Origin of the sequence: Paraburkholderia sp. HD33-4, assembly GCF_021390635.1 — a bacterium.
Classification (GTDB): domain Bacteria; phylum Pseudomonadota; class Gammaproteobacteria; order Burkholderiales; family Burkholderiaceae; genus Paraburkholderia.
The window spans coordinates 207877-229422 of sequence record NZ_JAJEJS010000002.1 but is presented as its reverse complement, the minus strand read 5'-3'; the positions used below and the strand labels follow the sequence as shown (position 1 = coordinate 229422).

The following is a 21546-nucleotide window of genomic DNA, read 5'->3' as shown; positions in this document are numbered from 1 at the left end:
CCTTAGTCGTTTTGATCGTGCCGCGCTTGCCGCGCGCCCGGCATGATAGCCGCAGACGCCGCCGATGACGTCGCCGATGATGCAGACGCAGCCGAAGGCGAGGAAGCCGAAGCAGCCGAAGCGGCAGCCGGGGACGCCGCCGCCGGATGCCGAGGATCATGCAGCTCATCGGTCGACCACCCGCCTCCCAGGTCGCCGAACAGCGACGCCGCGTGCAGCAAGCGCGACTCCTGCACGTTCAGCGCGGTCTGCCGCGTGGTCAGTTGCGTCGCTTGCGCGGTCGCGACCGTCGTGTAATCGACGGTGCCCGCCTGGTATTCGTTGAATGCGATCTCCGCGCCACGGTTCGCGTCGACCACCGCCGCTTCGAGCACGACCGCCTGGTCGGCGAGAATGCGCAAGCCGGACAGATCGTCCTCGACGTTCTGGAACGCGCCCAGCACCGTGCCGCGATAGTTGGCGACGGCCGAGTCGTAGGCCGCTTTCGCCGCGTCGACGTCGGCGCTGCGCAGACCGCCGTCGAACAGCGTCTCGGTCGCGCTGCCGCCGAGCGACCACACGTAGTTCGCGGCCTTTAGCAGTCCGTTCAGCGGCGACTGCGTGAATCCGGCCGCCGCCGACAGCGAGATGTCCGGGTAATAGGCGGCCACCTGGACACCGATCGCCGCATTCTGCGCGGCCATCTTGCGCTCGGCGGCGGCAATGTCGGGGCGCCGTTCGAGCAGCGTCGACGGCACGCCGACCGGTACCGAGGGCAGCGCCGGCATCGCGGTGCTATGCGTGATCGACAGCTCTTCCGGGTTCTTGCCGACCAGCACCGCGATCGCATGCGCGTTCTGCGCGCGCGCGACGCCGAGCGCGATCAGATCGGACTTCGCGGTATTCAACTGGCTGCGCGCGGTGATCACGTCGCTCGGCGGAATCGTGCCCGCGCGATCCTGCTCGCTGACGACGTCGAGATAGTGCTGATACGCGACGACCGTTTGCTGCAGCAGGTCGATGTTCGCGTCGCTGGTGCGCAGCTCGATGATCGCGGTCGCGAGCGCGACCTGCTCGGAGAGCGTCGCATTCGCGAGCGTCGCTTCGCTCGACTGCGCGCTCGCCGCGTTTTCCTCGACGGTGCGGCGCACCTGGCCCCACAGGTCCGGCGCCCAGCTCACGTTGCCTTCCAGCGAGCCCGCATTGACGATGCGCGCCGTCGTGCCATTGATGAAGCTTCCCGATGAACTGACCGTACCGCTGCTCGCGCGCTCGCGCGTCGCCGAGCCGGTCGCGCCGATCGTCGGGAACAGCGCCGCGTGCGCGGCGCGCACTTCGGCCAGCGCTTGCTGGTAGTTCGCGTAGTCCGCGCGCACGGTCTGGTTCGACACCGCCACGAGCGGTTCGAGTTCGTCGATCAGCGGATCGTTGAACCCGGTCCACCACGTGCCCTTCGGGCCCGTCGCATTCGGCTCGGCCTGGGTCCAGCCCGGCAGTTCAGAGTAAGTGGCGGGCACGCTGACCTGCGGCCGGTGATAATCCGGGCCGACCATGCAGCCGGCGTTGAACAGCGCCAGCAGCGCGACGCCGAGCGTCGCGACACTCGGCAACCCGGCGCGCGGCCTGCCCAAGCGGGTCGCCCCAATGCGGGTCGCCCCAAAGCGCGCCGCTCTCATTCGTTCAGAAGAAATCTTCATCGTCATGCCTTCGTATCCGGTTGTCCCGGCGTCGCGTCGCGGTTCCAGCGCAGCCCCGCGGACCATCTGACCAGTCGTGCACGCAGACGGTCGAGATACAGATAAATCACCGGCGTCGTATAGAGCGTAAACATCTGACTCAGGATCAGCCCGCCCATCACCGTGATACCGAGCGGCTGACGCAGCGAGCCGCCCTGGCCGATGCCGATCGCGAGCGGCACCGCGCCGAGCACGGCCGCGAACGTCGTCATCATGATCGGCCGCAGACGGATCAGCGCGGCCGCGTGGATCGCGTCGCGCGCCGGCATCTGTTCCTGGCGCTGCAACTGGATCGCGACGTCGACCATCATGATGCCGTTCTTCTTGACGATACCGATCAGCAGGATGATGCCGATCATCGCGATCACCGAGAACGGCGTGCCGAAAATCAGCAGCGCGAGTGTCGCGCCGATGCCAGCGGACGGCAGCGTCGACAGGATCGTCAGCGGATGGATCGAGCTTTCGTACAGCACGCCGAGCACGATGTAGACGACGCCGAGCGCGGCGAGGATCAGCAGCGGTACCACGCCCATCGACTGTGAATAGGCCGCCGCCGCGCCCGCGAACGAACCGTGGATGCTCGCGGGCATGCCGATCTCGCGGATCGTCTCATTGATCGCCGCGCCGGCCTGGCTCAGCGACCCGCCGGCCGGCAGGTTGAACGAGATCGTCGCGGCGACGAGCCCGCTCTGGTGGTTCACCTGCGTCGACGTATGGCTGTTCCTGTACGACGTCAGCACCGAAAGCGGCACCATCGTTTCGGCGGCCGTGCTGTCCGCGCTGCCGGTCGAGCTGCCGCCCTTGCTGTTCGCGATGCTGTTGTTCGTCGCGTTCGACTGCGCGTCCGAGTTGCGCGAGTTCGTGTTCGACGCCGTGCTGGTCGTGCTCGCCGTCGTCGTCCCCGATACCGTGCCGTGCGGCATCTGCGTCGCGGCCGTGCCGGTCGGATTGCCCGCGGACGCGCTCAGATAGATCTGGTCCAGCGTCTGCGGATACTGCCAGTACTCGGGCGCGACCTCCATCACGACGAAGTACTGGTTCAGCGGGTTGTAGATCGTCGACACGGTGCGCTGGCCGAACGCGTCGTACAGCACGTTGTCGATCTGGTTCGGCGCGAAGCCGTAGCGCGCGGCGGTCGCGCGATTGATCGACAGATAGGTCTGCAGGCCGTTCTGCTGCAAGTCGGAGTTCACGTCGAGCATCCGTCCGTGCTCCTTCGACAACGCGGCGACCAACTTCGGCGTCCAGGTGAACAGCGCGGCCGAATCGTCGCTCGTCAGCGTGTACTGATACTCGGCCGCCGACTGCCGCCCGCCGATGCGCAAATCCTGCTGCGCCTGCAGAAAGAGCCGCGCGCCCGACACTTCGTCGAGCTTCGGCCGCAGCCGGTTCACGACCTGGGTGGCTGTCGCGTGCCGCTGCGACAGCGGCTTCAGTTCGATGAACACGTTCGCGGTATTGAGCGCGCGCCCGCCGGTGAAGCCCGCGACCGACTGCACCGCCGGGTCTCGCTGTACGATCGACTGCAACTGCGCGAGCTTCTTCTGCATCGCCGTGAACGAAATGCTCTGATCGGCGATGATCTGCCCGATCAGGATGCCGGTGTCCTGCTCGGGGAAGAAGGTGGCCGGCACCAGCTTCAGCAGGAACACGTTGCCGACCAGCAGCGCGAACAGCAGCAGAATCACCAGCAGCGAATGATCGAGCACGGCAGTCAGCGAGCGCGCGTAGACATCCTTGAAGCGATCGAACTGCCGCTCGATCCATTGCGCCCAGCGTGCTTTCGATTGACCGGCGTCGTGGCGGCTCAGCACGTACGCGCACATCGCGGGCGTGACCGTCAGCGAGATCACCAGCGAAATCAGGATCGCGATCGACAGCGTGATCGCGAACTCATGAAACATCAGTCCGACGATGCCGGGGAACAGGATGATCGGCAGGAACACCGCGATCAGCGACAGGCTCATCGAAATCACCGTGAAGCCGACTTCGCCCGCGCCCTTTACCGCGGCCTCTTTCGGACTCAAGCCCAGCTCCATGTGTCGCACGACGTTTTCGAGCACGACGACCGCGTCGTCGACGACGAAACCGGTGCCGATGGTCAGCGCCATCAGCGACAGATTGTCGATGCTATAGCCGAGCAGATACATCGGTCCGAAGGTACCGACGATCGACAGCGGCAACGCGACCGCCGGCACGAGCGTCGCGCGCGGCGACTGCAGGAAGATGAACACGACGCCGACCACCAGCAGCACCGCGATGAACAGCGTGCGCTCGGTATCGCTGACCGATGACGTGACCGACTGCGAGCGATCGATCGCGACGTCCACGTGCACGCTGCTCGGCAACGTCGCTTCGATCGCCGGCAGCACGTTGCGTATCTGCTGCACGGTGCTGACCACGTTGCTGCCCGGCATCGGATAGACGATCACGAGAATCGCCGACTTGCCGTTGAAGAGCCCCGCATTGCGGATGTTTTCGTTCGAGTCGCGCACCTGGGCGACGTCGCGCAACTGCACCGGTGCACCATTGCGATACGCGACCACCAGATCGCGGTACGGCGCCGCGTGCGTGATCTGATCGTTCGACGTGACCACGTAACGCTGATCGCCGACCTCGAGATGTCCCTTCGCGCTGTCGGCATTGGCCGCGCTGATCGCCGCGCGCACGTCTTCCATGCCGATGCCGTAGCTGTTCAGCTTGCCCGGCTGCAACTCGACGCGCACGCTCGGCAACGCGCCGCCGCCGAGCGTGATCTGGCCGACGCCCTGCACTTGCGACAGTTGCTGCTGGATCACCGAATCGGCGGAGTCGTAGAGCTGCGCCTTGGTCAACGTGTCCGACGTCAGCGACAGCACCATGATCGGCGCGTCGGCCGGGTTGTACTGGCGGTAGCTCGGGTTGCTGCGCAGCGTGGTGGGCAGGTCGGCGCGCGCGGCCTGGATCGCCGCCTCGACGTCGCGCGCGGCGCCGTTGATGTCGCGCTTCAGACCGAACTCGACGATGATCATCGACGAGCCGACGTAGCTGATCGAGGTCAGCTCCTCGACGTCGGCGATCGTCGCGAGCCGCCGCTCGAGCGGCTCGGCCACCGTCGACGCCATGATGCTCGGGCTCGCGCCGGCCATGTTGGCCTGCACGACGATCACCGGAAACGCGATGTTCGGCAGCGGCGCGACCGGCATGCGGAAATACGCGAGTGTGCCGGAGATCAGGATCGCGATCGCGAGCAGGGTCGTCGCGACCGGTCGCCGGATGAAGAGCGCCGGGATGTTCACCGCGTGCCCTCCGCGCCGCCTTCCGGCGGACCTCCGCCCGGCTCGCCGCCATCGGTGCGCTTAGCGCGCTCGGCGCGCCAGTTGTTCACGCGCGTGGCCATGCGGTCGAAGAACAGATAGATCACCGGCGTCGTGAACAGCGTCAGCACCTGGCTCAGCGTCAGACCGCCGATGATCGCAAGACCCAGCGGCCGGCGCAGTTCGGAACCGGTGCCGGTGCCGAGCAGCATCGGCAGTGCGCCGAGCATCGCGGCGAGCGTCGTCATCAGGATCGGCCGGAAGCGCAGCAGCGACGCCTCGAAGATCGCATCGCGCGGCGCCTTGCCGTGATTGCGTTCGGCGTCGAGCGCGAAGTCGACCATCATGATCGCGTTCTTCTTGACGATACCGATCAGCAGCACGATGCCGATGATGCCGATCACGTCGAGATCCATACCCGCGAGCATCAGCGACAGCAACGCGCCGATGCCAGCCGACGGCAGCGTCGACAGGATCGTGACCGGATGAATGAAACTCTCATACAGCACGCCGAGCACGATGTAGACGGCCACGAGCGCCGCGATCAGCAGATAGACTTCGCTCGACAGCGAGTCCTCGAACGCCGCGGTCGCGCCTTGCAGCGACGATGTGATCGACGGCGGCAGGTCGATCGCCTGCTCGGCCTGGTGAATGTCGGCGACCGCGGTGCTCAGCGACGCGCCCTTCGCGAGATTGAACGACACCGTCACCGCCGGAAACTGCGCCAGATGGCTAATGACGAGCGGCGCCTTCCTGATCTCGATCTTCGCGATGCCGGACAGCGGCACCTGACCCGTGCTGCTGGTCTGGCTCGGCAGATAGAGATTGCCGATCGACTGCACGGTCGGCATCGTTTCCGGCTTCGCGACCAGAATCACGCGGTACTGGTTCGACTGCTCGAAGATCGTCGACACGATGCGCTGGCCGAGCGCGTCGTACAGCGCGTTGTCGATCGTCGCGGGCGTGATGCCGAAGCGCGCGGCCAGTTGCCGGTTCACTTCGACGTTGAGGCTGAGGCCGTCGGTATTGAGGTCGCTCTGCACGTCCGACAGCGACGGAATCTGCTTCAGACGCGCGACGAGTTCCGGCACGTACTTCTGGAACGCCTGCTGACTCGGTCCGCGCAACACGAAGCTGTACTGGTTCGGCGATACGGTCGTGTCGAGCGTCAGGTCCTGCTCGGGCTGCATGAAGAGCTTCACGCCTGGCACGTGCGCGACTTCCTGCGCAAGCCGTCGCGCGATTTCCTGGGCGGTGTCCGAGCGCTTGTCGCGATCGCGCAGATTGATCAGGAAGCGGCCGTTGTTGAGCGTCGCATTGGTGCCGTCGATCCCGACGTACGACGTCAGCGACACCACGTCGGGGTCCTTCAGGATCGCATCGGCGAGCGCGCTCTGACGCTGCACCATCGCCGCGTACGATACCGAGTTGTCGGCAACACTGATGCCCTGGATCACGCCGACGTCCTGCACCGGAAACAGGCCTTTGGGAATCACCACATACAGGAGGCCGGTCAGCACGACGGTCGCGACCGCGACCATCAGCGTCAGCGTCTGATGATCGAGCACCCAGCGCAGGCCGCGCTCGTAGGCGGCGAGCGTCTTGTCGAACAGGCTCTCGCTGATGCGCTCGAAGCGGCTCGGATGGCGCTCGGCCTGTGCGCGCAGCATTCGCGCGCACAGCATCGGCACCACCGTCAGCGACACGACCGCCGAAATCACGATCGTGACCGCGAGCGTCACCGCGAACTCGCTGAACAGGCGCCCGATCACGCCGCCCATGAACAGCAGCGGAATCAGCACCGCGATCAGCGAGATGGTCAGCGACAGGATCGTGAAGCCGATCTGCCCCGCGCCTTCGAGCGCGGCTTCGAGCGGCGACATGCCCTCTTCCAGATAGCGCACGATGTTCTCGATCATCACGATCGAGTCGTCGACCACGAAGCCGGTCGCGATGATCAACGCCATCAGCGACAGGTTGTCGATCGAGTAGTTGAGCTGGTACATCACCGCGAGCGTGCCGATCAGCGAGACCGGCACCGAGATGCTCGGAATCAGCGTGGCGGGCACGTTGCGCAGGAACACGAAGATCACCGCGACCACCAGCACGATCGCGAGAATCAGCTCGAACGCGGCGTCCGCGACCGACGCGCGGATCACGCCGGTGCTGTCCGACACGACGGTCACTTTCATGCCGGCCGGCAGCGTCGATTCGAGCTGCGGCAGCTCCTTCATGATCTGGTTGACCGTCTGGATCACGTTCGCGCCCGGCTGGCGCTGCACGTTCAGCACGATCGCGGGCGAGCCGTTGTACCAGGCGCCGCGCTCGACGTCCTGCGCCGCCTGGCTCACGCGCGCGACGTCGCGCATGAAGACCGGTGAGCCGTTCTGATAGGCGATCACCGTGTCGAGATAGTCTTTCGGATCGGTGATCTGATCGTTGCCGTTGATCGTGTAGTCCAGGTCGGGCCCGTCGAAATTGCCCTTCGGCTGGCTCACGTTCACGTAGCTGAGCAGCGTGCGCAGATCGTCGATGTTCAGACCGTAGGCGGCGAGCTTGTGCGGGTCGGCTTCGACGCGGATCGCGGGCACGTTGCCGCCGCTCGTCGTCACGACGCCGACGCCCGACACCTCCGAGATCTTCGTGCCGAGGCGGTTGTTCGCGACGTCTTCGAGCTGCGTCAGCGACATCGACTTCGACGTGACCGCGAGCGTCAGGATCGGCTGGTCGGCGGGATTGACCTTCGCGTAGGTCGGCGGCGCTGGCAGGCCCGACGGCAGGTAGCTGTTCGCCGCGTTGATCGCCTGCTGCACGTTCTGCTCGGCGATATCGAGGTTCAGCGACAGATCGAACTGCAGCGTGATCACCGACGCGCCGTCCGAGCTGTACGAGGTCATCTGCTGCAGGCCCGGAATCTCGCCGAGCTGCACCTCGAGCGGCGCGGTCACGGTGGTCGCCATCACGGTCGGGCTCGCGCCCGGATAGAAGGTCTGCACCTGAATCGTCGGATAGTCGACGTTCGGCAGCGACGACACCGGCAGCACCCGCATCGCGATCAAACCGACGAGCACGAGCGCGATCATCAACAGCAGCGTCGCGACCGGGCGAAGAATGAACAGGCGAGAAATATTCATCGGCGCGGCGGTCCGTTACGATGAAGCGGCTTCGGACGCAGCGGCGGGCGCCTTCGTGCCGGTAGCGGAGGTGCCGCTGGCGGCCGCGTCGCTCGCCGCGGTGGCGGACTTCGGATGCGCTGGCTGGATCTTCGCGCCGTCGTTCAGACGATCCGTGCCGTCCGTCACGACCTGGTTGCCGGCCGCGAGACCCGACACGATCACCGTGTTCCTGCCGTCGCTCGGCCCGAGCTTGACCTTGTGCACGGACACCGTGCTGTCCGGATTAACCAGATAGACGAAGTCGCCCGGCGCGCCGGATTGCACCGCGGCGGTCGGCACGAGTACCGCGTTCTGCATCGTGTCGACGAGCAGCTTCACGTTGACGAACTCGCTTGGGAACAGCGCTTCGTCATCGTTCGCGAAGGTCGCGCGCAACGTGACGGTGCCGGTCGCGGTCGCCATCTGGTTGCTGAGCGCGTACAGCGTGCCGGTCGCGATCTCGCGCGAGTTGTCGCTCGAATACGCGGTGACCGGCAGCTTCGCGCCGGTGGACAGGCGCTGCACGATCGAGGCGAGCGAATCCTGCGGCACCGTGAACTGCACCGTGGTCGGCTTCACGGTCGTGATGACGACGATGCCCGTCGACGACGACGCGGTCACGTAGTTGCCCGGATCGACGAGCCGCAAGCCCACCTTGCCCGCGATCGGCGCGGTGATGCGGCAATAGGCGAGGTCGAGATCGAATTGCGCGATGTTGGCGAGGTCGACCTTCACGGCCGCTTCGTCCTGTTGCACGAGGAACTGCTGATCCGCGTAGGTTTGCTGCGCGATCGACTTGCGCTCGTTCAACTGCGTGTAGCGTTCTAGATCCGCGCGCGCCTGCGCGAGCGACGCGCGGTCTTTCGCGAGTGTCGCCTCCGCCTGCTGCTTGCTGATCTGATACTGGCGCGGATCGATCTGCGCGAGGAACTGGCCTTTTTGCACCTCCTCGCCTTCGTGATAGCCGACTTCGGTCAGATAGCCGCTCAGCTGCGGCAGCACGGTCACGGTTGCGATCGGGGTGACGGTGCCGAGCTCGCTCAGCGTGACCGGCATCGAGCCGAGCGTCGCCTGCGCGACGGTGACGACGATCGCCGCGTTCTCGCGCACAGGCTTCTTGCGTGTCAGCAGGTGAACCACGACGAGCGCGATCAGCACGAGCACGATAACCGCGAAGATGATGAGCCCGCGTCGGGAGCGCTTTGGCGGCGGGGACACGGTTTCGCTCATGTTGATCTCCGGGGGCGGATATTAGTGTTGATATTCGGATGGAAGCTCGTCCTCTGACGGGACTGCGCAAAAGTGCCATGGTTCACGCGCGTTGTCATCAGTCGAAGCCCTCTGAACGCGTTGTTATGAAGCCGTAAGGAAGCGGGCGATGGCTTGAATACGGGCATGCGTGAATGTAACCGGCTTGCGCCGGGCTTGAGTTACAGGGGCGCAACATGTTGACCGGTGGAAGGGTCGGGGGCATCGACCTGGCGGCACAAGGGGAGCGGACACCCGTATGGGTCGAGTGTTGGGCGCGGCGGGGCATCGCAATATGCGGTAACAGACGACAGCCAAATGAAAAGTGGCGCGTGCGTCCAGAATCGTCACAATCGACCGCTAACATCCCAAGCCAGCGTCGCGCGCGCCGCGACCGACCGACCGACCGTCACGAACATCCTTGAACGTCAGCCCGATGGCCATTACCGTCAATTTCCCCGCCGAAGTCCGCGACTGGATCGCCGCCAACCTCACGCGAGGCGTCGCGCCGCAAGCGATCGTCAACGAGATGGTTGCCCGCAACAACGCGGCCGAGCTGGCGTCGGCGATGGTCGATGCGGTGTCGGCGGCGTTTCTGTATGGCGCGCCGCTGCCCGGCGACAAGCTTGAAGTCGGTGGCGCGCCGCTCAGCTATGAGCCCGAGCCGCTGCGCGTGCCCGACGGACCGCTGATCCAGCTCGGCGAGCGCAAGGTGCGCGTGCTGTCGCGGCTACAACGGCCGGCCGCCGTGCATCTGGCCAACTTCCTGAGCGGCGACGAATGCGAGCAACTGATCGCGCTCGCGCAACCGCGGCTCGACCGCTCGACCGTGGTCGATCCGGTGACAGGGCGCAATGTGGTTGCGGGTCATCGCAGCAGTCACGGGATGTTTTTCCGGTTGGGCGAGACGCCGCTGATCGCGCGCATCGAAGCGCGCATTGCTTTGCTGACCGGCACCCCCGTCGAGAATGGCGAGGGGCTGCAAATGCTGCACTACGAAGAAGGCGCGGAGTCGACGCCGCACGTCGATTATCTGATCACGGGCAACGAGGCGAATCGCGAGTCGATCGCGCGCAGTGGGCAGCGCATGGGCACGCTGCTGATGTATCTGAAAGATGTGGAAGGCGGTGGAGAGACGGTGTTTCCGCAGATTGGCTGGTCGGTCGCGCCGCAGCGCGGGCATGCGCTTTATTTTGAATATGGAAACCGGTTCGGACTGTGCGATCCGAGTTCGCTGCATGCGAGCACGCCGCTGCGGGCGGGGGATAAGTGGGTGGCGACTAAATGGATTCGAACGCGGCGGTTTGTGCCGCGAAATGGGGGGTGAGAAACACCGGGGGCGATGCCCCCAAAGAAACCCGCTGGTCTTGAACAAGGCATCGGCGCGCGCAGCGCCGCCGGAAGAATGACTGCGTTGTCACTACCGCCGAATGTACGGGAACACGGATTCCAGATGCACCACTACCTCACGCGGACCGAGGGACCCGCTTAAGAGCTGGCGGTGTAAAGCTGTCTTCTTTGCCTACTTTCTTTGCAGCAGCAAAGAAAGTAGGTGCCGCCCCGCACAGGGGCAACGCAAATATACCGATAACAAAGCAAGGAAAGGCCAAGAAAATCAGAACAACGAAAAAAAGGCCTACCCCTGCCCAAGGAGCTCATCCCTATTTCACCGCTGAAAAACCTCATCAGCAACCCACCCCTCATCGGTGAGATGAACCCCTTCCCGCAACTGCATCGTCCCCGCCCCTTCGATCACACGCTTAACCATCGGAAAAACACGCTGCGCATCGGCATCCTTCGCCCACGGCGCCGGATCGATCTTGTACGTATAGATCACGGACGTCACCGTCTTCCCGTCCATCGGCATCGGCTGCTCCCACCCGACGACCTTATCCAGCGACAACGAAGCCGCACAAAAATCAGCCTGATGCGTGACCCGCGACGTCGCAGTCGCAACCACCTCCGGAATATGCAGATAGTACTTCTGACCTTCCGGCGTCAGCTGATACTGCCGCGCTGAAGCGGTGATCTTCTTGCCATCCGCATCGACGCGTTCGACCAGCATGTCCTTGCCCACCACCAGACCGAGCTTTTCGAGCACCGGCATCTGAACCGCGTCGCGCGTGCCGTTGGCGCGGTCTTCGGTCGTCGTGTAGATCGGCCAGTCGTATTTGGCGAGGCACAGATGACCGCGCTTGGCCAGGTAGTCGTTGATGGTGGCCGTGAAGTTCGCCTGATTCGCGTCCTGGCTCTTGTCGTGACAGCCGGCGAACAGCGTCAGGGCCAGCAGGGAAAGCGCGCCGCCTGCGAGGCGGGCGGCGGTGGAGCGTCGCATCATGTCGGTGTTGCTCAGGTTGAGTTGCTTTGTTGAATGTCGTCAGTTCACGCAGGCGCCGCTGGTCGGCGCCGTGGCGGGCGGTTGATAGCCGTCCGTCAGCGTGTTCAGGAAGCAGACCAGATCCGCGATGTTCTGCTGCGTCAACTGCGGCGTCGAGTGAACCGGCCGCGCCTTTGCGCCGTCGGCCGCGGTCGTGCCGCCCGCGTCGGTCTGGCCCTGGCCCATCGGCAGTTCTTCATCGATGTTGCCCTGGTAGGCGGCCGGCAGATCGTTGAACGGCGTGGCCGTCGCCCCGGACGCGGCGCTCGGAAACAGCGCAAACGACGGGTTCTGCACGATGTTGCTGCTATCGCCGCCAGTACTCGGATACCAGTACTCGGGGTTCGTATCGCGCGTGTTGTAGAAGTTGAGCACCTGCACGAGCGAATGGAACACGCCGTTGTGGAATAACGCGGTGCGCGTCGCGACGTTGCGCAACGTCGGTACCTTGAAGCGGCCGCAATACGGATCGGGCACGTTGACGCCAGTGAGCGAATCCGGACCCGCGCCACTCGTCGCGGTACCCGGCGTGTGGATCGTGTTCAGCGGACCGCACAGACCCAGGTCGTAGTACGCGGCGTTGGTGTTGCTCGGGATCGGGTCGGGATTATCCGGAATCGACGTGTCGTTGCGCGGCACACCGATCGCCTGATAGGTGAAGTCGGTCATCAGACCCACCGAGCCGTTGAAGTTCGCGCCTGCGTAGTGGCAGGCCACGCAACCGGCACCCTTGTCGGTATCGTTGAACAGTTCGAGGCCGCGCAGTTCGGCCGCCGTCAACGTGCCGCCCACCTTGTTGGATTCGAACAGGTCGAACTTGCTCGAATACGGCGCGAAGCTCGGGTCTTCCGTCTCATACGCCTGCAGCGCGAGGCCGATGTCGGTGAACGCGGTGTCGGTATTGGCGAATATGCCCGAGCCGAACGCCTGCTGGAACAGCGACGCGTACGACGCGCCCTGCACGACCTTCACGACGTCGGCCGCCGACGCGTTGTTCATTTCGAGCGGATTGAGCAGCGGCAACGATGCCTGGGTGGCGAGCGTCGTCGCGCGCCCGTCCCACATGAAGCCGCCGCCGGGCGCATTCTGGGTGATGCCGTCGGGGTTGTCTGCGATGTCGTTATACGGCGGCGTCATCGACTTGTAGCGCAGCGAAGGCACCGCGCGCTGACCCGCCAGCGACGGATCGGAGCCGAGCTGCACGGCGAGGCTGTTGGGCGGCCCATACGCGTATTGCGGGTTGTGACAGGTCGCGCAGGCCATGTTCTTGTTGCCCGACAGATTCTGATCGAAGAACAGCTGTTTGCCGACCTGCGCCGCGGCGCTCAGCGTGACCGTCGCGGGCGGCGCCACACTCGACGTGCCGCTGCTGCCCGACGTCGACGACGTCTGGCTCGAGCCGCCACCATCGCTGCCACTGCCGCCGCCGCACGCGGTCAATATCAGGGAGAGCGCGCACAGCACGCTCAATGTAAGTGTTCGCATGACGATTTGTTGATACCTGAGTCCGATTGCCGGGCAGTCCTGGCTGGGCCCCGTGCAGGGCCTGGCTAACTGCGCGTACCGCTAAGGCCGCGCGGCAATGGGACAAACGAAAATGGAAAACTGCCGGACCACTCGATACGTGGCCCGGCAGCAGGCGGTTCTCGCATCTGGCTGCGATACGAGGCGGCGAACCGGCTCGTATCGCATACGGAACGGCTCCTTACTTCGCCGACTTCAGCGACCAGATGTTCGTCTGGGACGCGTCAGGACCAGCGGCGCGCGATGCCAGCGACGTGCTCGTCACGTCGACCATGTTCAGCTTCTGCGTGTAGGTTGCCGGCGTGATGTACGCGTGGTTCATCGGGCGGACCGAGTCGAAGTGCGTATCGGAGCTGCCCGCGAGTTCCGGCAGGTTCGCGATGTTCGCAGCGATGAACGACTCCGTGTACTTCGCACGAGCGAGGTACGTGTTCGGCTGCTGCGGGTCGCCGATCTGGAACATGTCCTGCAGCGTGCGAACGAACGAGAAGTGGCTGTACTCGTCGCTATCCACGATGTTCGGGTTCGCCTGGTTCGTTGCGACACCGAACACCGAGTTGCCGTGACCATGGTTGCCCTGGTTGTACAGCACCGTCGTCGTCGGCGTGTACTTGCCGTTCGCGAACGTCAGCGGTTGCTGGTTCACGTTCGACGTGACCGGGTTCCAGCCGCAGCATGCGGTCGAGCTGCCTTCACCTTCGTCGAACATCACGACGATCGCGACCTTGCGGTTCGGGTTGGTCCACAGCGGCGAAGCCTGGATCTTGGCGACCACCTGGCGCACGTAATCGTCACCGCGCTGCACGATCGCGGTGCTGCCGCTCAGGCACGACGGATCGGAGCCGGTGCCGTGCATGTCGTCGCACTGGTCAGGCATGATGAAGTTCACGTTACCCACGTCGCCGGTCGCGAGGTCGGTGCTGAACTGGTCGTAGTTGTAGTTCGCCGGGATTGCATAAGCCTTCGAACCCGCCAGGTCGGCGGCCGAGTACTGCGTACCGAAGATCGTACGGTTGTCGGCGTGGAACTCCGGCAGGTTACGCGTCGGCTGATACGCCATGCCCGGGTGGTGCTTGGTCTTGTACAGCGCGCCCGGCATCGGGAACGCGGTACCAGTGCTGCCCGGACCCGTGTAGGCGGCCGAAATCGTCGGCTCGGCAACGCTGTCCGCACGCGGATCCTGACCCGGGTTCATCGACTCGCTATAGGTACGCCACGTCATGCCCGCTTGCGACAGCAGCGTGAACAGGTTCGGCGCCTGAACGTTGTGGTTCGCGACCGAGGTCGTCGAGCAGGCGCCGGTCGTCGTGTAGCCCGTCAGGTGCGACGTGTCGAGCGGCGGCAGCGCGCCGGTCGCGACGAGCGGTGCGCCATCCGAAGCGGTACCGCCTGCGAATGCTGCATCGGTCGGTGCGTTTGCGCCGGTCGTGCCCGCGCCGCAGCCCCACCAGTTGTCGTCGACGATGCCCCAGTCATCCGCGCCGCCGAGTGCCGTGTAGTTCGGCTCGCTCGGGTTGCCGGTCGAGTAGTAGGTCGTGAACTGTGCGTTGCTGCTGAGGAACGTGTTGATGTACGGCGCGTTCGTCGAGCCGAGAATACCCGGCGTGCCCGTGACCGGACCCACGCTGTGGTTCTCGAGCATGATCACGAACACGTTGTCGTAACGCGGAATGCCTTCGACGTTGAACGCGGCCTGTTGCGACTGCGCGTACGTGATCGGCGCTTGCGTCTGCGTCGACTTCACGGCCGTCAGCGCGGTCACGCCCGAGACGCCGACGATCGACGGATCACCGCCCGCCACTGCGAGGTTATCCGGGTACATGTCGCCGCGATCGAGCTTGGTCGTCGCATACGTATAGCGGTTCGCGAGCTGGTTGGCTTCGAACAGCACGGCCTGCTGCTCGGCGCCCGACAGCTTGTTCACGTCGCCGAGCGCGTCGGCCGCGCTCACCGTCACCGACGATGCGCCGAGTGCCGGACCCGTCAGACGCGCCGCGAGGTTGGCCTTCTCGGTCGCGTAGCTGGTGCCGTTCGCTTCGACCAGACGCTGCACTTCCGTCGACATCGGGCTGATCACGACGTTCGCCGCGCCCTGGTCGGCGATCTGCGCAGCCGAGGCGCGCAGGATCACGTGGCTCGCGACCGCCGCGCCGCTCGCAGTGTTGGTTGCCTTCGTGCTGACGTCGGCAATCAGCTGACCATTCGCGCTCGATTGCAGCGAGAAGTGGCCTTTGCTGTCGGTCGTCGTGCTGGCTTCACCCGAATCGCACTTGCCGTTGCCGTTCGCATCGAGGCAGACGGTCGCGCCAGCGTAATAGCCCGCATTGATAGTCGGATTGCCGGACGTGTTGCCCGGCACGAAGTTGGCAGCGGTCACGACACCCGAAAAAGTCGTCGGTTGCGTCGTACCGGTGTTGTTGCCGGTGCTCGCCGTGTCGTTGCTATTGGAGCCGCCGCCGCAGGCTGCGAGAACGCAGGCAGCCGCGATTGAAGTGAGCAGCAGATTTGTGCGTGATGTTGGACTGACCGACATTGTGGGATTCCTCGCTGAATTGGATTACTACTATTTCCGCCCGAATGGAACTAATCCGTATTTTTTTCTGCAGCGGGATTATTGAGCGGCAATGTTCCCCTTTTATGACATGGAACTTTTAATGAAATAGTTCGTCATCATTCCGCCTGAATGGGAAACCACATCTTTCATCGTACGGAAATGTCGGTCCGTTAATCGCGCACATGACGCGTGACGCGAGTATGCACCAAACATATTTCGTTTGAATGTGACGTTGCGCAGCGATGGAGTCTGCAGACCCGGCGGTGCCGGGTGGCCGTCAATGAATGGAGTTGCTGCGACGAATGCAGCTTGAGGGGAAGCGACTGGAGTCGGGACGGCTCGCGCGAGCCGTTGTCAGCGACGCGCTGCTAGCCGAGGCGGACTGCAGCGCGAAGCCGGTGCGAGTATCGGCGCGTCAGGTGCCGCGCCCTCGATACTTAGTAATCAGAATTGCTCGATCCACGTGGCGAGGCGATCGGCGGCAAATTCGCTACCGCGCTGCGCTGGCCGGAACGCGATCGCATTGCCTTCACGTGCGGGCTGCAATGCAACGTCATTGCCGTCGAGCCACAGAAGGCTCGCCAGCCATGCCGCGTGTCCGCCGGACACCGCGTTATTGCCCGGCTCCGCGAGAAACTCCGCGAGTGTGGCGGGCTGGTCGCACACGAGAGCCTCGCCTTCGCGGCGTACATTGATGCCAGCCTCGGCAAGCGACCCGGCCAGAGTCGCCAGCGCGTCGCTCGCGGTCACGTTCGCGCCGCCGTGACGATTACGCAGCGTGGCGAGGTGCGCCGCCACCGAGTGACCGAACGCGCCGCCGCGGGCACTCTCGGCCCCGATCAGATCGGAGTAGTCCTGCAGCAGCCAGTCCGGCTCCGAGTTCGGCACGTTGGCGAGTACCGCCGCGGCGAGATAGGTCTCGACTGGCTGGAAGCGCTCGGGTCCGATCAACGTGGCCGACAGCGAACGCACCAGACCGATGCGCGTGGCGACCACCTGCTTTTGCAGCACGCCCAGCTTCTCGCGCACCAGCGTGTCGCGCTCCTTGCGCAACTCGGCCAGTTCGAGCGCCTGCTTGAGCTCCATCCGCAACGCCGTAATGTCCCACGGCTTCTTGATATAGCGATGGATATGACCGAGGTTGACGGCCGCGACGGTCTGATCGATTTCCGAATACGCGGTGGTCAGAATCCGCACGACATGCGGGAAGCGCTCACTCGCATAGCGCAGCAGTTCGTTGCCGAACTCGCCCGGCATGCGCTGGTCGGACACAAGAACTCCCACCCTGTCGCCGTGCTCGTCGAGCAGCGCCTTGCCCTCTTCCACCGAGCCGCCAGTCAGGACCGGCGCCAGGCTTCCGATGGCACGCTGGAAGTACTTTACGGCGGTAGCTTCGTCATCGACGAAGATGATCGCCGGCGCCAACTCCTCTGTGGCTTTTGCTTCGTTCATCAACAACTCCTGTGCGTTTGACCTTTGATATGGGGGAAATCCAGCACTACGGTGGTGCCTCCCCCCGACGTGGACTCGATCCTGAGTCCGCCGCCACAGGACTGCATGACACGGTTGCATAGAATCAGGCCCAAGCCGTTCCCCCCGGATTTCGCGTGCGTCGTAATTGGGTCCGTCAACAGGCGGTCTTTGATCTCGGGCGGAATCCCCGGCCCGTTGTCGCAGATGCCGATGCTCGGGTGGGGTTCCGTTGTCACGATAAAGCGCACCGACGGCGACGCCACATCCGCGAGCGCACGCAACGCGTTGGACAACAGCGACGACAGCACGAGCGCCACGAGATTCGGTTGCGTGACCATGGGAAAGTCATTGTCGACCTCGACCTTCACCCACGAGCGCTGCGCGGTCGTAAGCGGATACGTATCGAGCAATGCCGCGATCAGCCCATGCGCGGTGCTCTCGATGCGTGCCTCGTCGCCCTCCAGTTGCCTGCGCCGGCCGTTGTGGACCGAGCGCCAGAAGGACGACACCACCGCCATGCAGTACTGCGCGCTCTCGCGCATCGATTTCGCGGCGCCGAGAATTTCGCCTTCCGCATCGCGCTCCGCGTCGGTGCGATCTTCGATGCTGTGCGCGTTCAACGCGATCGCCGCGAGCGGCGTGTTCAGTTCGTGCGCGATGAACGCGAGGGTTTCGTCGATGGCGATCAGGCGCTGATTCTGCATCGCGCGTTCGTGGTAACGATCGAACGCCAGTTGCAGCGTATCGCGCACCGCCGCCGGCTTCAGCGGCTTTTCGAGGATGCGGAACACTTCGCCGGTGTTGACCGTCTGCAATAGCATGTCGACGTCTGCGTAGGCCGTGACCAGAATCCGCACGATGTGTGGATATTCCAGCGCCACCTGGCGCAGCAGGTCGCCGCCGTCGCGCCCCGGCATGCGGAAGTCCGTGACCAGCACCGCGATGCGGGCATTCTCCTGCTCGAGGATGGCGATGGCCTCGTCGCTGCTCGTCGCGAGCAGGACTTCGTAATCCGCACCGACGGTGCGGGCGAAATATTTGCACGCCAGCTCTTCGTCATCGACGTAGAGAAGCGTGGGCTGTGTTTGTCGGATGTCATTCATGGTGTTTCTCAGGGTGCGGGCGACAGATCGAAACTGAATGCCGCCCAACTTCCGAGCTCGCTTTCAGCAATCAGCAGGCCGCCGTGGCGCTCGATCACCGCATAGCTGATCGATAGCCCGAGGCCGAGGCCCTGGCCCACTTCGCGGGTGGTAAAGAACGGTTCGAACACGCGCGCGATATTCTCCGGCGCGATGCCCGGCCCGTTGTCTTTCACCGTCACATGCAGGCGCTCTTCCGTCCATCTCACGTTGACATGAATCGCCGGCGCGGGCGTGCCCGCCTTGCGCATCGCCAGCACCGCATTCGACAGCAGGTTGATCAGCACGCCGATGATGGCCGCCTCGTCGCCCTGCACCAGCGTATCCGCCGGCAGCTCGCGTGTCACGGTGACGCCGCGCAATTCATGCCCGACGAGCCGGATCGCCGAATCGAGCGCCTTCTCGAACAGGAACGGCGTGCCCAATTCCGCCTCGACGCCGGGCTTGCGATACGCGAACGTCTTCAGGTCCGACACGATGTGCTGGATGCGCTGCATGCCCTGCCGCGCATCGACCAGACATTCCTGCAGCGTCGGCTCCTTCTTCGAGATCGGCTCTTCCAGCGCAACCTCGATCGCCATCAGGCAGAAGTTCACCGGGTTGTTCACTTCATGCAGCAGGCCCGCCGCGAGCGTACCGATCGCCGCCATTTTTTCCTGCTGCAACAGTTGGCCCTTGATGTCGAGCAGCTGGCGATTGATCGCTTCAAGCTCGGCGTTCGTCGCGGACACCTCTGCGTTCTTCGCGGACACCTCCGCGTTTTTCTCGGACACCTCGGCCTTCAGGCGAAACAGCATGAAGCGCACGCGTTCGTTGAAGAACGTGTAGACGGCACTCGCGGCAGCGGCGAACAGCAGCAGCAGGACATTGACGGTCATCGTGCCGAGCGGCACGCCGTTATGCGGAGGCAACAGACAGGCCAGCAGATACAGAAAGCAGGACAGCACGCCGAACACGAGGTTTTGCCACAAGCCAAATGGCAACGCGATGCCGGATGCGAAGATGGCCAGATTCAGGCCCATGTAGTAGGGCGACAGAACACCATCGGTGCACCAGATCATCCATGAGATCATCATCTGCGGCAGCAGCAGCCATGACAGCGTCAGCCACGGAGTCAGCCGCCGCCCCATGCTGGTGTCGAGCAAGGCCACGATGCCGCCGATCATCAACGACACGAGCAGACGCGCGAGTGCGAACGACGTCTGATGCTGCGGATACTGCGCGTAATCCAGCCCCACGCCGAGCAGCACCAGCGCGATCGCGGTGCACGCGCCGCCCCGGCTGAACGTGACGCGAAAGTCGGCCAGCTCGGTTTGATAGCCGCTCTGCAAGGGACTGGTAGTCATGGACAAGGATGTCGACACGGTTTCAGAGGATCGTGGCTTCCGCGAACACATTCACCCCGGTCTCGTCGACGTAGAGCTTCTGGTCAGTGGAGTTGGGGGGAAGCAGCGAACTCATGCCGCTCTCGTTCCGATAGATCAGGTACCACTCGAGCAGATGCTCCATTCCGTACTTCTCCGGATTCGCCGAATGGACGTTGGTGACCAGCAACTGGCCGTTGGGTCGCGTGCGAGCGGCGAAGTAACTCAGCAGACGCGCGCAGACCTTGTCCGACAGATAGTCGAACAGACCCGCGCAGTACACCGCGTCGAATTCGCGCGCGGCGGGATCCGATGAAATCTTACGCTTGAGCAGCTCGTGCACCGACTGATGCACCATTCGCACCGAGGTTTTGTGGCCGGCGGCGTGAGCCGAGCTTTCGATCGCGTCCTTCGTGAACGCCAGCGTTTCCTCGCTGAAGTCGACCAGTTCGAACGACAGCAGCTCCGGATGCGGATATTCGCGCACGAAGCGCTGGATCTCGAAAGCGGGACCGCAACCCACGTTGAGGATGCGGAAGGTTCTGCCGGCCGCGCGCGCCGCCTCGGCCTGACGCGTCAGGAAGTCGATCAGCACCGTGATGCGGTTGCGGTGCGCGGTCGCGACCGCCGCCTGCAGGAACGCGGTATTGACGATCTGGAAGTAAGTGGTCGGTCCCTGCTGCGGATCGCTGAGGATCTGGTTGACCATCTCGTAGTCGCCGGCATAGCCGAGCGGCTTCGTGAACGTGCGGTAGACAAACGGCGCGCGCAGCAGCAACGGATGCAGTGCCGATTGCGCATACGTGCGATGCACGGGTGCGGTTTCGACGTCGACGCGCTGGGCTTCTTCTTCGAGGCGGTCGAGGAAGAACTTGATCTTGAGCATGATCGGCGTGGCAAGCTCGTAGAACAGGTCCTCGCGCAGCCTGCCTCCTTCGGTCTTCGGCAAGCTCTCGGTCAGATCGACCTGCTCGACCCAGCGCGACACTTCCGACAGGAACGCGCGCATCTCGTTCACGACGATCTGATAGTCGCGCCGGATATTGAAGCGCGCGTCCCAGTCGCTAATGAACAGTTCCGCTTCCCGTCCGACCGACTTCGCTTCATTGGACAGAACGCTAAGCTCGCGCCATTCGTCGATCAGCGCCAGAGAGACCACCGCGGTGAGACCGGTGTTCACCAGACTCACCACCACCGCCTTGCCGAGATAGGCATTCTTGGTGCCCATGCGCACGCTCAGCTCGCTTAACACCTCACTGACCTGCACGATGGAATAGGGGTTATAGACCTCCATGACCAACGACTTTCTCTGGAGGTTAATGATCGTCCCTCGCACATGCTCGCGCTGCGAGTTGCGGAAGCTGACCACCGGGTCGATTTGCGTTTGAGAGTACACGGTATTAGTACCTGAGGAATCCGGGAACGCAGCAGGGTGTTGGAGAAGTCCAGTGAATGGCTGCCGCACGCACGACACCAGCGACAGGTCGTGGACGCGCTTCAAACCACAGTTGAGCAGGAAACACCAAAGCCCTTTGCCAGAATGGCTCCAGCGGGATGCAGTGTAACACCAACACGTTCAATTCTGACTGAGGCCAAATTCAGAATGAAATGTATACGCAAGGTTTTCTTGTGAGCATATCCATGCTATATAAAAGCCGTTTTTGCAAATAACATTTGAAGCGAGTTGGTAACCGCCCG

Annotated in this window: 12 protein-coding genes; 1 reads left to right on the top strand and 11 read right to left on the bottom strand. The window is 63.9% G+C overall.

What is annotated here, in order from left to right; all coding sequences use genetic code 11:
- Window positions 1-2: 2 nt before the first annotated feature.
- From L0U84_RS20930 to L0U84_RS20915, 4 genes are read right to left on the bottom strand one after another with little or no spacing between them, the layout of a single operon-like run.
- Window positions 3-1682, bottom strand: coding sequence for an efflux transporter outer membrane subunit (locus L0U84_RS20930; RefSeq protein WP_442794042.1), 1680 nt, complete (start codon window positions 1680-1682; stop codon window positions 3-5).
- Complete coding sequence (locus L0U84_RS20925) at window positions 1679-4993, bottom strand: efflux RND transporter permease subunit (RefSeq protein WP_233852357.1); 3315 nt, start codon at window positions 4991-4993, stop codon at window positions 1679-1681. The genes L0U84_RS20930 and L0U84_RS20925 overlap by 4 nt, the downstream gene beginning before the upstream one ends.
- A complete protein-coding gene (locus tag L0U84_RS20920; protein WP_233852356.1) occupies window positions 4990-8145 on the bottom strand; it encodes an efflux RND transporter permease subunit in 3156 nt (1051 codons plus the stop codon). Before L0U84_RS20920 ends, L0U84_RS20925 begins: the two co-directional genes overlap by 4 nt.
- A gap of 15 nt (window positions 8146-8160) precedes the next feature.
- The gene (locus L0U84_RS20915; RefSeq protein WP_233852355.1) at window positions 8161-9396 is read right to left on the bottom strand and encodes an efflux RND transporter periplasmic adaptor subunit; all 1236 of its coding nucleotides are present in this window, start codon (window positions 9394-9396) and stop codon (window positions 8161-8163) included.
- Window positions 9397-9850: 454 nt separating this feature from the next.
- On the opposite strand from L0U84_RS20915, the gene L0U84_RS20910 reads away from it, so the two are divergent.
- Window positions 9851-10741, top strand: a complete 891-nt coding sequence (locus L0U84_RS20910; RefSeq protein ID WP_233856657.1) for a 2OG-Fe(II) oxygenase — start codon at window positions 9851-9853, stop codon at window positions 10739-10741.
- 339 nt (window positions 10742-11080) lie between these two features.
- Here L0U84_RS20910 and L0U84_RS20905 read toward each other — a convergent pair whose 3' ends face one another.
- The 7 genes from L0U84_RS20905 to L0U84_RS20875 form a co-directional block, all read right to left on the bottom strand.
- Complete coding sequence (locus tag L0U84_RS20905; protein WP_233852354.1) at window positions 11081-11752, bottom strand: hypothetical protein; 672 nt, start codon at window positions 11750-11752, stop codon at window positions 11081-11083.
- A gap of 39 nt (window positions 11753-11791) precedes the next feature.
- Window positions 11792-13276, bottom strand: a complete 1485-nt coding sequence (locus tag L0U84_RS20900; RefSeq protein WP_233852353.1) for a cytochrome-c peroxidase — start codon at window positions 13274-13276, stop codon at window positions 11792-11794.
- A gap of 220 nt (window positions 13277-13496) precedes the next feature.
- The gene (locus L0U84_RS20895; protein ID WP_233852352.1) at window positions 13497-15848 is read right to left on the bottom strand and encodes an alkaline phosphatase family protein; all 2352 of its coding nucleotides are present in this window, start codon (window positions 15846-15848) and stop codon (window positions 13497-13499) included.
- Between the two features lie 465 nt (window positions 15849-16313).
- On the bottom strand, window positions 16314-17321 hold the full coding sequence (locus L0U84_RS20890; protein WP_233852351.1) for a response regulator: 1008 nt from the start codon (window positions 17319-17321) through the stop codon (window positions 16314-16316).
- Window positions 17321-18445 (bottom strand): hybrid sensor histidine kinase/response regulator, encoded by a 1125-nt coding sequence (locus L0U84_RS20885; RefSeq protein ID WP_233852350.1) that lies wholly within the window; start codon window positions 18443-18445, stop codon window positions 17321-17323. Before L0U84_RS20885 ends, L0U84_RS20890 begins: the two co-directional genes overlap by 1 nt.
- An 8-nt stretch (window positions 18446-18453) precedes the next feature.
- Window positions 18454-19830 (bottom strand): sensor histidine kinase, encoded by a 1377-nt coding sequence (locus L0U84_RS20880; protein WP_233852349.1) that lies wholly within the window; start codon window positions 19828-19830, stop codon window positions 18454-18456.
- 22 nt (window positions 19831-19852) lie between these two features.
- On the bottom strand, window positions 19853-21244 hold the full coding sequence (locus L0U84_RS20875) for a class I SAM-dependent methyltransferase (protein WP_233852348.1): 1392 nt from the start codon (window positions 21242-21244) through the stop codon (window positions 19853-19855).
- Window positions 21245-21546: the final 302 nt, after the last annotated feature.